General features: G+C 67.0%; 7 protein-coding genes and 3 rRNA genes. 9 read left to right on the top strand and 1 reads right to left on the bottom strand.

All coding sequences use genetic code 11. The features are described 5' to 3' along the window. Positions 1-430: 430 nt before the first annotated feature. The 4 genes from JOE61_RS01070 to JOE61_RS01055 all read left to right on the top strand — a co-directional run bounded on the left by JOE61_RS01070 (position 431) and on the right by JOE61_RS01055 (position 6,809). Positions 431-1,952 (top strand): 16S ribosomal RNA (locus JOE61_RS01070). Between the two features lie 422 nt (positions 1,953-2,374). Beyond that, positions 2,375-5,508 (top strand): 23S ribosomal RNA (locus tag JOE61_RS01065). Positions 5,509-5,659: 151 nt separating this feature from the next. Beyond that, positions 5,660-5,776, top strand: a 5S ribosomal RNA gene (gene rrf / locus JOE61_RS01060). Together the 16S, 23S and 5S rRNA genes form the textbook arrangement of a ribosomal RNA operon. Before the next feature lie 658 nt (positions 5,777-6,434). Continuing rightward, positions 6,435-6,809 (top strand): single-stranded DNA-binding protein, encoded by a 375-nt coding sequence (locus tag JOE61_RS01055; protein WP_193668698.1) that lies wholly within the window; start codon positions 6,435-6,437, stop codon positions 6,807-6,809. Here JOE61_RS01055 and JOE61_RS01050 read toward each other — a convergent pair. After that, on the bottom strand, positions 6,769-7,914 hold the full coding sequence (locus JOE61_RS01050; RefSeq protein WP_193668699.1) for a DUF1015 family protein: 1,146 nt from the start codon (positions 7,912-7,914) through the stop codon (positions 6,769-6,771). The two genes, JOE61_RS01055 and JOE61_RS01050, sit on opposite strands and share 41 nt — an antisense overlap. 48 nt (positions 7,915-7,962) lie before the next feature. Here JOE61_RS01050 and JOE61_RS01045 point away from each other — a divergent pair, with 48 nt between their 5' ends. From JOE61_RS01045 to recN, 5 genes are all read left to right on the top strand, one after another. Next, positions 7,963-8,973: an HAD-IIA family hydrolase gene (locus JOE61_RS01045; protein ID WP_307822737.1), complete on the top strand. Its 1,011-nt coding sequence runs from the start codon at positions 7,963-7,965 to the stop codon at positions 8,971-8,973. Positions 8,974-8,983: 10 nt separating this feature from the next. Further along, the gene (locus JOE61_RS01040; RefSeq protein ID WP_193668700.1) at positions 8,984-9,214 is read left to right on the top strand and encodes a hypothetical protein; all 231 of its coding nucleotides are present in this window, start codon (positions 8,984-8,986) and stop codon (positions 9,212-9,214) included. A 4-nt stretch (positions 9,215-9,218) separates the two neighbouring features. Further along, positions 9,219-10,058: a TlyA family RNA methyltransferase gene (locus tag JOE61_RS01035; RefSeq protein WP_193668701.1), complete on the top strand. Its 840-nt coding sequence runs from the start codon at positions 9,219-9,221 to the stop codon at positions 10,056-10,058. 74 nt (positions 10,059-10,132) lie between these two features. Further along, positions 10,133-11,032, top strand: a complete 900-nt coding sequence (locus JOE61_RS01030; RefSeq protein ID WP_193668917.1) for an NAD kinase — start codon at positions 10,133-10,135, stop codon at positions 11,030-11,032. Further along, a complete protein-coding gene (gene recN / locus JOE61_RS01025; protein ID WP_193668702.1) occupies positions 11,029-12,789 on the top strand; it encodes a DNA repair protein RecN in 1,761 nt (586 codons plus the stop codon). The genes JOE61_RS01030 and recN overlap by 4 nt, the downstream gene beginning before the upstream one ends. Positions 12,790-12,798: the final 9 nt, after the last annotated feature.

The raw sequence follows: 12,798 nt of genomic DNA, 5'->3' as shown, positions 1-12,798 counted from the left end.
CGGCACCCCGATTTTGGGCCATGGTCAACCGTGTGTAATGTTCTGTCTCGCCGGAGCACGCAGCTCCACTCGCGGCCCACAGGGTCGAAAACGAGTGGCTGAGGCATGTCCCGGCAAAGAAACGCATCGTACGGCGTGAGACCGGCTCCACGGAGTTGACTCGCACAAGCCGGATCGGTAAGTTTCTGCAGGTTGCCCCGCCGCTGGTGCCGAGAGGTGCTGGGACGGTGTGCGTCTGATTCTTGAGAACTCAACAGTGTGTCATAGTCGACGAATTAGTTTGTTATGCCCCGTCGATCATGGATGTCTTTGGACTGATGTGGTTGATGGTTTCTTTGGTAAGACGATGATTCTGGCAATTGTCAGTTTTGTTCTCTTGTCAGGCATCTCTTTTTCTGCACTGGCCTTTTGGTTGGTGTGGTGTTGTTTTTCAACGGAGAGTTTGATCCTGGCTCAGGACGAACGCTGGCGGCGTGCTTAACACATGCAAGTCGAGCGGTAAGGCCCTTCGGGGTACACGAGCGGCGAACGGGTGAGTAACACGTGAGTAATCTGCCCTTCACTTCGGGATAAGCCTCGGAAACGGGGTCTAATACCGGATATGACCGCTTCACGCATGTGATGGTGGTGGAAAGTTTTTCGGTGGGGGATGTGCTCGCGGCCTATCAGCTTGTTGGTGGGGTAATGGCCTACCAAGGCTTCGACGGGTAGCCGGCCTGAGAGGGTGACCGGCCACACTGGGACTGAGACACGGCCCAGACTCCTACGGGAGGCAGCAGTGGGGAATATTGGACAATGGGCGGAAGCCTGATCCAGCAACGCCGCGTGAGGGATGACGGCCTTCGGGTTGTAAACCTCTTTCAGTAGGGACGAAGCGCAAGTGACGGTACCTACAGAAGAAGCACCGGCCAACTACGTGCCAGCAGCCGCGGTAATACGTAGGGTGCGAGCGTTGTCCGGAATTATTGGGCGTAAAGGGCTCGTAGGCGGTTTGTCGCGTCGGGAGTGAAAACACTGGGCTTAACTCAGTGCTTGCTTCCGATACGGGCAGACTAGAGGTATTCAGGGGAGAACGGAATTCCTGGTGTAGCGGTGAAATGCGCAGATATCAGGAGGAACACCGGTGGCGAAGGCGGTTCTCTGGGAATTACCTGACGCTGAGGAGCGAAAGTGTGGGGAGCGAACAGGATTAGATACCCTGGTAGTCCACACCGTAAACGTTGGGCGCTAGGTGTGGGGTCCATTCCACGGATTCCGTGCCGCAGCTAACGCATTAAGCGCCCCGCCTGGGGAGTACGGCCGCAAGGCTAAAACTCAAAGGAATTGACGGGGGCCCGCACAAGCGGCGGAGCATGCGGATTAATTCGATGCAACGCGAAGAACCTTACCTGGGTTTGACATACACCGGAAAGCTGCAGAGATGTAGCCCCTTTTAGTCGGTGTACAGGTGGTGCATGGCTGTCGTCAGCTCGTGTCGTGAGATGTTGGGTTAAGTCCCGCAACGAGCGCAACCCTCGTCCTATGTTGCCAGCAAGCCTTCGGGTGTTGGGGACTCATAGGAGACTGCCGGGGTCAACTCGGAGGAAGGTGGGGATGACGTCAAGTCATCATGCCCCTTATGTCCAGGGCTTCACGCATGCTACAATGGCCGGTACAAAGGGCTGCGATCCCGTGAGGGGGAGCGAATCCCAAAAAGCCGGTCTCAGTTCGGATTGGGGTCTGCAACTCGACCCCATGAAGTCGGAGTCGCTAGTAATCGCAGATCAGCAACGCTGCGGTGAATACGTTCCCGGGCCTTGTACACACCGCCCGTCACGTCACGAAAGTCGGCAACACCCGAAGCCGGTGGCCTAACCCCTTGTGGGAGGGAGCCGTCGAAGGTGGGGCTGGCGATTGGGACGAAGTCGTAACAAGGTAGCCGTACCGGAAGGTGCGGCTGGATCACCTCCTTTCTAAGGAGCACACGCCCCGATGCCAGACGCCTGTTCTGGTACGTATGGTGGTGTTCACTAGTGGAATCGTCGATGATGCTTCGCCTTGGTGGGCGGGGTCTTCTCAGTACTGCTCGCACATGCGCTCTTTGAGTGGGTGTGGGGGTGTGGAACGTGGAGGCTCTCGTTTGTTGGGGTGGGGTTGGCACACTGTTGAGCTTTGAGGGATCAGGTGACTGGTCTGCTCGATGCCTCCTGGTATCCCAGGTCCACCGGATGGTGGGGCTGGGGGCTTGGTGGGCTGGTTGTTTGTGAATTGGATAGTGGACGCGAGCATCTGACGCGACAGTACGCATCTGCCTCTTGTGTGGGGTGGGTGTGGGTGTCGTGTCTTTCTAGATGTAATTAATTCTAGTCTTTGTAGTTTTTGTTGAGTGTTTGTGAGACAAGCTATGAAGGGCACATGGTGGATGCCTTGGCATCAAGAGCCGATGAAGGACGTAGGAGCCTGCGATAAGCCCTGGGGAGTTGGCAACCAAGCTGTGATCCGGGGGTGTCCGAATGGGGAAACCCAGCTGGAGTCATGTCCAGTTACCCGCGCCTGAATATATAGGGTGTGTGGAGGGAACGTGGGGAAGTGAAACATCTCAGTACCCACAGGAAGAGAAAACAATAGTGATTCCGAGAGTAGTGGCGAGCGAAATCGGATGAGGCCAAACCACGTACATGTGATACCCGGCAGGGGTTGTGTATGTGGGGTTGTGGGATCGCATGGGTGGGTCTGCCGGCCTGCCACACAGTAAGAAACTCGTGATGAAGTTGAAGTCCGCTGGAAAGTGGCGCCGTAGAGGGTGATAGCCCCGTAAGTGTAAGTCGCGAGCTGTGATGCGTCATCCCAAGTAACACGGAACCCCTGAAATTCCGTGTGAATCTGGCGGGACCACCCGTTAAGCCTAAATACTCCTTGATGACCGATAGCGGACAAGTACCGTGAGGGAAAGGTGAAAAGTACCCCTGGCGGGGAGTGAAATAGTACCTGAAACCGTGTGCCTACAATCCGTCGGAGCCTTGCTCACACTTGTGTGACGGGGTGACGGCGTGCCTTTTGAAGAATGAGCCTGCGAGTTTGCGTTGTGTTGCGAGGTTAACCCGTGTGGGGAAGCCGTAGCGAAAGCGAGTCCGAATAGGGCGTGCCAGTAGCACGATCAAGACCCGAAGCGAAGTGATCTATCCATGGGCAGGTTGAAGCGCGGGTAAGACCGCGTGGAGGACCGAACCCACTTAGGTTGAAAACTGAGGGGATGACCTGTGGATAGGGGTGAAAGGCCAATCAAACTTCGTGATAGCTGGTTCTCCCCGAAATGCATTTAGGTGCAGCGTTGCGTGTTTCTTGCCGGAGGTAGAGCACTGGATAGCCGATGGGCCCGACCAGGTTACTGACGTTAACCAAACTCCGAATGCCGGTAAGTGAGAGCGCAGCAGTGAGACTGCGGGGGATAAGCTCCGTAGTCGAGAGGGAAACAGCCCAGACCATCAGCTAAGGCCCCTAAGCGGTGACTAAGTGGAAAAGGATGTGGAGTCGCACTGACAACCAGGAGGTTGGCTTGGAAGCAGCCACCCTTGAAAGAGTGCGTAATAGCTCACTGGTCAAGTGATTCCGCGCCGACAATGTAGCGGGGCTCAAGTCATCCGCCGAAGCTATGGCATTCACATAAGCCCAGCACCCACTTGATGGGTGTTCAGGTGTGTGGATGGGTAGGGGAGCGTCGTGTCGCGAGTGAAGCGCCGGAGTGATCCAGGTGTGGATGCGACACGAGTGAGAATGCAGGCATGAGTAGCGAATCACGTGTGAGAAACACGTGCGCCGAATGATCAAGGGTTCCAGGGTCAAGCTAATCTGCCCTGGGTAAGTCGGGACCTAAGGCGAGGCCGACAGGCGTAGTCGATGGACAACGGGTTGATATTCCCGTACCGGCAAAGTAGCGCCCATGACGAACCTGGTGATGCTAACCATCTGAAACATCCGTGATCGGACCCTTCGGGGCGAGACGCGGGTGCGTAGCGTGGGACCCGAACTGGTAGTAGTCAAGCGATGGGGTGACGCAGGAAGGTAGTCCAACCGTACCGATGGTTGTGTACGGCTAAGCATGTAGGGCGAGATCTAGGCAAATCCGGATCTCTGACTTTAATGTCGGGCTTGAGATGTGATGGGGACCCCGTTGGGGGGAAGTGGATGATCCTATGCTGTCGAGAAAAACCTCTAGCGAGCTATGCGCCGCCCGTACCCCAAACCGACTCAGGTGATCAGGTAGAGAATACTAAGGCGATCGAGCGAACCACGGTTAAGGAACTCGGCAAAATGCCCCCGTAACTTCGGGAGAAGGGGGGCCCGGAACGTGAACACCCATGCGGTGGGAGCGGGAAGGGCCGCAGAGACCAGGCCCAAGCGACTGTTTACTAAAAACACAGGTCCGTGCGAAGTTGTAAGACGATGTATACGGACTGACTCCTGCCCGGTGCTGGAAGGTTAAGAGGACCTGTTAGGTAGCAATACCGAAGCGGAGAATTTAAGCCCCAGTAAACGGCGGTGGTAACTATAACCATCCTAAGGTAGCGAAATTCCTTGTCGGGTAAGTTCCGACCTGCACGAATGGAGTAACGACTTGGGCGCTGTCTCAACCGTGGACTCGGCGAAATTGCACTACGAGTAAAGATGCTCGTTACGCGCGGCAGGACGGAAAGACCCCGGGACCTTTACTATAGTTTGGTATTGGTGTTTGGTTCGGCTTGTGTAGGATAGGTGGGAGACTGTGAAGCATTCACGCCAGTGAGTGTGGAGTCATCGTTGAAATACCACTCTGGTCGTACTAGATGTCTAACCTAGGTCCGTTATCCGGATCAGGGACAGTGCCTGATGGGTAGTTTAACTGGGGCGGTTGCCTCCTAAAGAGTAACGGAGGCGCTCAAAGGTTCCCTCAGCCTGGTTGGCAATCAGGTGGCGAGTGTAAGTGCACAAGGGAGCTTGACTGTGAGACAGACATGTCGAGCAGGGACGAAAGTCGGAACTAGTGATCCGGCGTCGGCATGTGGAAGCGACGTCGCTCAACGGATAAAAGGTACCCCGGGGATAACAGGCTGATCTTCCCCAAGAGTCCATATCGACGGGATGGTTTGGCACCTCGATGTCGGCTCGTCGCATCCTGGGGCTGGAGTAGGTCCCAAGGGTTGGGCTGTTCGCCCATTAAAGCGGCACGCGAGCTGGGTTTAGAACGTCGTGAGACAGTTCGGTCCCTATCCGCCGCGCGCGCAGGAAACTTGAGAAAGGCTGTCCCTAGTACGAGAGGACCGGGATGGACGAACCTCTGGTGTGCCAGTTGTCCCGCCAGGGGCACGGCTGGTTAGCTACGTTCGGAAGTGATAACCGCTGAATGCATCTAAGCGGGAAGCACGTTTCAAGATGAGGTTTCCCACCGGGTCAACCGGGTAAGGCCCCCAGCAGAACACTGGGTTGATAGGCCGGAGGTGTACAGCAGCAATGCCTAGCCGACCGGTACTAATAGGCCGAGGGCTTGTCCCACAACCACTCAGCTGAACCTACAAGGTGAGCTGCTCGCGTCCACGAATCCACACACACAAACCACCACACGTGACACATCCACATGTGAATAATGGCTTGGCACACACCACTACCCAGTGAACATGACCCTGGGTGTGTGTGCCGCAAGAGTTACGGCGGCCATAGCGAAAGGGAAACACCCGGTCCCATCCCGAACCCGGAAGTTAAGCCTTTCAGCGCCGATGGTACTGCAACCGAGAGGTTGTGGGAGAGTAGGACGCCGCCGGACAATTCTTCGCAGCAGCCCCACCGCCCCGCGGTGGGGCTGCTGTCATTTGGGCCCGTCAGCTCCAGCACTCCCGGTAGCCGTCCGGCCACCAGCCGTCGTCATGCCGGGACACGTCGAAGACGCGGAAGACGGAGCCATCGGCGCGCAGGCCGAGAACTGACGTGCGCTCGCCCCCATCTCGCGCGACCAGCTCCAGCGCACCGGCGTGGGGTGCGACCGCCTCCTCAGGCGTTGGCCGACCAGGACCTGGGACGTCCAAGGCCACCCGCGTCTGGTCGGCCTCGTCGCAAGGCAGGGAGGAGACCATCACGGTCTGGGACGTCGAGGAGCGAGCCGCGGTCGTGCCTGGGGCGGGGCCGTCCCCGCATCCGGCTGCGAGCACGAGCAGCACGACGCTCATCCCTACCTGTGCGGATCCCATGGGTGCCCCTTCGCTCGTCAACGACTGGGACGCCTGGCAGTGTCATCGGGTTCCGCCAGCAGGCGGATCCAGGTGCCGAGGCGGCAGCCGGTGCGGTCGCAGCCCGGGGTGCTCGGAGGCAGCCCGACTCCTGGCGCGCACAGGGAGGTGGCCACGCCGACTTCTCCACAGGGTCTCGGTGGGGGCTCCCACGCCGGATGGATGCTTGTCACCCTGGTGGCCAGGAGGTGGTGCGGAATGCCCACGAAGGAGCAGTCAGAGGATCGCGAGGCGGTCAACGAGGTGCGGCTGCAGGGCCGGCTCGCACAGGACCCGCAGCTGCGCGAGCTGCCCAGCGGTGACCGGTTGTGGACCTTCCGGGTCGTCGTGGGCCGCCCGCCCCGGCCGGCGCAGGCCGACGGGCGCGGTCCCCGGGGCGCCGTGGACGCCATCGAGTGCGCGGTGTGGGACGCGCGGGTGCGTCGCAGCGTGGAGCGCTGGCACGCCGGAGACGTGGTGGCGGTCGAGGGGGCGGTGCGCCGGCGCTTCTTCCGCAGCGGCGCCGGGACGGCCTCGCGGGTGGAGATCGAGGTCAGGTCCGGTCGTCGACTCCGTCGCGCACCGGGCGCATGAGCACGCCCACGCTGGGCTTGGGCTGGAACGACGTCGCCTTCTCCGGCAGCAACCTGCCGGCGCGCAGCACCCGCATCACCTCGTCGAGCTCCAGCGCGGGCAGCAGGACGGCCGTGCCGGCGGCGTTGTCGGCGCCGGAGAGCGCCTGGTCGGCGGTGTGCAGGTGGTCGACGGCAGGCGACGGCAGCCCCGCCGCGGCCAGGGCCGGAAGCAGGTCGTGGTGCAGCAGCTCCACGGGCAGCCGATCGGCAGGCACCCGGATCCAGGCGGCGTCGCGCCGGTCGGCCACCACCAGCACCTGCCGGTCGAGCGCCTCGAGCGCCTGGGCACGGCTGCCGGTGCGCACGTCGAGCCCGTGGGCGCGGGCCCGGTCGACGAGGTCCGCGACGCTGGCGCCGCGCAGCAACCGGTGGATGGCGCCGAGGAACAGCGGGGTGTCGTCGTGGTCGACCAGCATCGCCAGGCCCCGGCCCCACGGACCGTCCGCGCCGTGCTCGGCGCACAGCCTCAGGTACGCCGCGTAGCGGTGGTGCCCGTCGGCGATCAGCGCCTGGGTGCCGGCCAGGCACCGGGCGAGCTCGTCGGCGGTGCCGGGATCGGTCACGGCCCACGCCCGGTGGCGCTGGCCGCTGGGGTCGTCGACCTCGAGGTCCGGCTCGCCCGCGACCACCCGGTCGACCAGGGAGCGCTGCTGGGGGCCGGCACGGTGGGCCAGCAGGATGGCCGCCGGCTGCAGCTGCATCTGGTGCATCCGCCGCTCCAGCTCGTCGACCTGCGCGGGCAGCACCCGCTCGTGCGGGAGCACCGCCGGGGTGGCGCCCGGGACCGCCTGCCGGGACAGGTCGAGAGCCCCGACCACACCACGCACGGTCATCCCGCGGGCGGTGTACTCGTGCACCCACACCGCGGGGGTGTCCTCCTCGACGGCGAGGCCCTCGCGCAGCCAGCCGGCCAGCCGCTGCGGCACGCGCCCGTGCGGCGAGGCGAAGGCCCGGGCGCCCGCCGCGCTGCCCACGCGGTCGGCGGCCAGGTGCAACGCCCGGAAAGGGTGCAGCACCACGGGTCCGGCGAGGGCGGGCGGGCAGACCACAGCGCTCTCGTCCATCGGTGCATCGTAGGGTGCGGTCCGAACCGCGACGGGGAGGGGACACACGTGCTGCGTGGGACGAGCGAGGCGCTGACCGAGCGCCACGACCTGGCGATGCTCGACCTCGACGGCGTCGTGTACGTCGACGGCGAGGCCGTGCCGCGCGCCGCGGAGTCGATCTCGAGTGCCCGCGAGGCGGGGATGCGGGTCGCCTTCATCACCAACAACGCCTCGCGCACCCCCACGACGGTGGCCGAGCACCTGTGCCGCCTGGGGGTCCGGGCCGATGCCGCCGACGTCGTGACCTCCGCGCAGGCCGCGGCTCGGGTCCTGGTCGAGGAGCTGGGGGAGGGCGCCCGGGTCGTGCTGCTCGGCGCCGAGGGGTTGGACGAGGCGGTGCGCGCCGTCGGGCTCGAGCCCGTCGGGGTGGAGGACGACGCCGCGGCGGTCGTGACCGGCTACGGCCCCGACGTGCGCTGGCGCGAGGTGATGCGCGCCGCGGTCCGCATCCGCGACGGGCTGTGGTGGGTGGCCAGCAACACCGACCTCTCGATCCCCACGGCGTACGGCACCGCACCCGGGCACGGCGTGCTCGTCGAGACGCTGCAGCGCTTCAGCGGCGTCGACCCGGTCGTCGCCGGCAAACCTGCGCGGCCGCTGCTCGACGAGACCGTGCGCCGGGTGGGCGGCCAGCGGCCGCTGATGGTGGGGGACCGGCTCGACACCGACATCGAGGGAGCCGTCGCCACCGGCGTCGAGGCGCTGCTGGTGCTGACGGGGGTCACCGACCTGGCGGCCCTGCTCTCCGCGCGTGCGCAGGAGCGGCCGACGTACCTGCACCTCGACCTGCGCGGGCTCCTCGAGCCGCACCCCGAGGTGGTCGTCGACGGCACCGGCGCGATCTGCGGCGGATGGACGGCCCGGGTCGACGACGGCCGGCTGGTGGTGCAGGGCCAGGGCGACGAGACCGACTGGTGGCGCTCCGCCGCCGTCGCCGGCTGGGCGCACCTCGACGCCACCGGGGACGTCGCGTCGACCGGCGACCTGGTCGGGCCGCCGACCCCGGTGTCGCGGTAGCCTCGCGGCCATGGACGAGCAGCACCCCGCGGCACCCGACGGCCCGCACGCGGCCGAGGGACCGCACACCGGTGTGGCCGCGGTCGACGAGGTGACGGCCTCCATCGACGCGCTGCACGCGCGCCCCGTCGGCGAGCACGTGGCGGTCTTCGAGGCCGCCCACGACGCCCTGCGCCGCGCCCTCGACAGCGACCCTGACAGCGATCCCGACACGGGGACCAGCGCCCCGCACGAGGACTGAGCCGGTGCCGCCTCGTCGCCTGCGTCTCGACGCGGAGCTGGTCCGCCGCGGCCTGGCCCGCTCGCGCGAGCACGCCTCCGAGCTGGTGGCCCAGGGGCGGGTCAAGGTCTCCGGCGCCGTCGCCTCCAAGCCGGCGACGGGGGTGACCACCGACGTGGCCATCCTGGTCACCGAGGTCGACGGGGTGCCCGACTTCGTCTCCCGCGGCGGGCACAAGCTCAGCGGGGCGCTGGCCGCCTTCGGCCCGCACGGCTTCTCGGTCGCCGGTCGGCGCTGCCTCGACGCCGGGGCGTCCACCGGCGGCTTCACCGACGTGCTGCTGCGCGCCGGCGCCGCCGAGGTGGTCGCCGTCGACGTCGGCTACGGCCAGCTGGCCTGGTCGCTGCGCCAGGACGAGCGGGTGCGCGTGCACGACCGCACCAACATCCGCGAGCTGACCCCGGAGCTGGTCGGCGGCCCGGTCGAGGTGGTGGTCGGCGACCTGTCGTTCATCTCCCTGGTGCTGGTGCTCGACGCGGTGCTCTCGGTCTGCGCCGACGACGCCGACCTGGCCCTGATGGTCAAGCCGCAGTTCGAGGTGGGCAAGGACCGCGTCGGCAAGGGCGGGGTGGTGCGCGACCTCGACCTGCGCGCCGAGGCGGTGACCACCGTCGCCGCCGCCGCCGCGCAGCACGGCTGGGGCGCGGTGATGGCGACCACCAGCCCCCTGCCCGGTCCCTCGGGCAACGTGGAGTTCTTCCTGTGGCTGCGGCGCGGCCCCGCTCGCGTCGACGCCGACGACCTCGCCCGTCTCGTGCGGGGCGAGGACCCGGTGGGGGAGCCGGGTGAGAGGGTGGAGCGGTGAGCCAGACCAGCACCCCACCGTCGCCCGACGCCACTGCCGCCGCCGACGGTGCCCGGCCGGTACGCCGGGTGCTGATGCTGACCCACACCGGTCGCGAGGAGGCCCGCAGCGCCGCGCGTGAGGTCGCCGCCGCGCTGGCCGGGCACGGGATGGTCGTGCGGATGATCGCCCGCGAGGCCCTCGACCTGGACATGAGCGTCGACGTCGAGACCACGCAGGACGAGTCGGGCGCCAGCGCCGGCTGCGAGCTCACGCTGGTCATCGGTGGCGACGGCACGATCCTGCGCGCCGCCGAGATCACCCGCGACTCCGGCACCCCGGTGCTCGGCGTCAACCTCGGCCACGTCGGCTTCCTGGCCGAGGCCGAGCACGACGACCTCGCCTCGGTCATCGACGCGGTGGTGGCCCAGCGCTACACCGTCGAGGACCGGATGAGCATCGACGTGCGGGTGCTGCGCGACGGCGAGGTCGTCACCTCGACCTTCGCGCTCAACGAGGCCAGCGTCGAGAAGGCCGCCCGCGAGCGGATGCTCGAGGTGGTCGTCGAGGTCGACGGCCGTCCGCTCTCGCGCTGGGGCTGCGACGGGGTCGTGTGCGCCACCCCGACCGGCTCGACCGCCTACAACTTCTCCGCCGGCGGCCCCGTGGTCTGGCCCGGCGTCGAGGCGCTGCTGATGGTGCCGATCAGCGCCCACGCGCTCTTCGCGCGTCCGCTGGTGGTGGCGCCCACCTCGGTGCTCGCGGTCGAGGTGCTCGCGCGCACCGACTCGGCCGGTGTGCTGTGGTGCGACGGCCGGCGCGCCGTCGACCTGCCGCCCGGCGCCCGGATCGAGGTGCGCCGCGGCGAGCGGCCCGTCCGCCTGGCCCGCCTGCACGAGGCGCCCTTCACCGACCGGCTCGTGGCCAAGTTCGGGCTGCCCGTCGAGGGCTGGCGCGGCTCGGCCGAGCGGCGACGCAGGGGGCAGCACGCATGATCGAGGAGATCCGCATCAGCTCGCTGGGCGTCATCGACGCCTCCACGCTCGAGCTGGGGCCCGGTCTGACCGTGATCACCGGTGAGACCGGCGCCGGCAAGACGATGATCGTGACCGCCCTGGGCCTGCTCCTCGGCGGACGCAGCGACAGCGGCGCCGTGCGCGTGGGCGCCCGCACCGCACGCGTCGAGGGCGTGGTCGCCACCGGCGACCTGCCCGACCTGGTGACCGCGGTCGAGGAGGCCGGCGGGGAGGTCGAGGACCAGCGCGTGGTGCTGGCCCGCAACGTCTCCGCCGAGGGCCGCTCCCGCGCGTTCGTGGGCGGCGCGGGGGTGCCGGTCTCGGCGCTGGCCGCGGTCGCCGAGCCCCTGGTCGCCGTGCACGGCCAGTCCGACCAGCACCGGCTGCTGCAGCCGCGGGCCCAGCGCGGGGCCCTCGACCGCTTCGGCGGCAAGCCCCTGGCGGCCCTGCTGGAGTCGTGGACCACCCTCTTCGACCGGCTGCGCGCGGTGGAGACCGAGCTCGAGGACGTCGTCACCCACGCCCGTGAGCGGGCCCGTGAGGCCGACCTGCTGCGCTTCGGCCTCGGCGAGGTCGAGGCGGTCTCGCCCGAGCCCGGCGAGGAGGAGGAGCTCGGCGCCGAGGAGACCCGGCTGGGCTTCGCCGACACCCTGCGCACCGCCGCCGAGCACGCCCGGGAGGCGCTCTCGAGCGAGGACGGCGCCCCCGACGCGCTGGCCACCGCCTCGGCCGCCCGCACCGCCCTCGAGGCGGTGCGCGAGCACGACCCCGAGGCCGGCGCCCTGGCCGACCGGCTCGCCGACGTGACCTACCTGCTCTCCGACGTCGCCGCCGACGTCGCGGGCTACGCCAGCCGGATCGACGTCGACCCCGCGCGGCTCGCCGGGGTCTCCGAGCGGCGCGCCGCCCTGACCGCGCTGACCCGCAAGTACGGCGACACGGTCGAGGAGGTGCTGGCCTGGGCCGAGCGGTCGGCCGCCCGCCTGCTCGAGCTCGACGGCACCGACGAGCGCATCGAGCAGCTGCGCGGCGAGCAGGCCCGGCTGCGCGAGCAGCTCGCCGAGGCGGGCGAGCAGCTCACCGCCGCCCGGCGCGCCGCCGCCGAGCGGCTCGCCGCGGAGGTCACCTCCGAGCTCGGGCTGCTCGCCATGCCGCACGCCCGGCTGGGCATCAGCGTCCACCAGCACGAGAGCGCCGCGCCCGCCGAGGGCGAGCCGCAGCCCGGGGCACCGCTCCACGTGGGCGGCCGGTGGCTGCGCTACGCCCGCTCGGGCCTCGACGAGGTGGAGATGCTGCTGGCCGCCAACACCGGCAGCGAGCCCCGTCCCCTGCACAAGGGCGCCTCGGGCGGTGAGCTGTCACGGGTGATGCTGGCCCTCGAGGTGGCCCTGGCCGGCACCAGCCCGGTGCCCACCTTCGTCTTCGACGAGGTCGACGCGGGTGTCGGGGGTGCGGCCGCCGTCGAGGTCGGTCGCCGCCTGGCCCAGCTGGCCCGCAACGCGCAGGTGCTGGTGGTGACCCACCTGCCCCAGGTGGCGGCGTACGCCGACCGCCACGTGGTGGTGCGCAAGTCGCGGGACGGCACCATCACCAGCTCGGGCCTCACGCTCCTCGACGAGGCGGCCCGCGAGGTCGAGCTGTCGCGGATGATGGCGGGGCTGGCCGGCTCCGACACGGCCGTCGCGCACGCCCGCGAGCTGCTCGAGGTGGCCCAGCCGGCACGCGCCCTGGCCTGAGACCCGGGT

Source organism: Nocardioides salarius (assembly GCF_016907435.1).
Taxonomy (GTDB): domain Bacteria; phylum Actinomycetota; class Actinomycetes; order Propionibacteriales; family Nocardioidaceae; genus Nocardioides; species Nocardioides salarius.
This window is presented reverse-complemented; position numbering and strand designations above follow the sequence as displayed.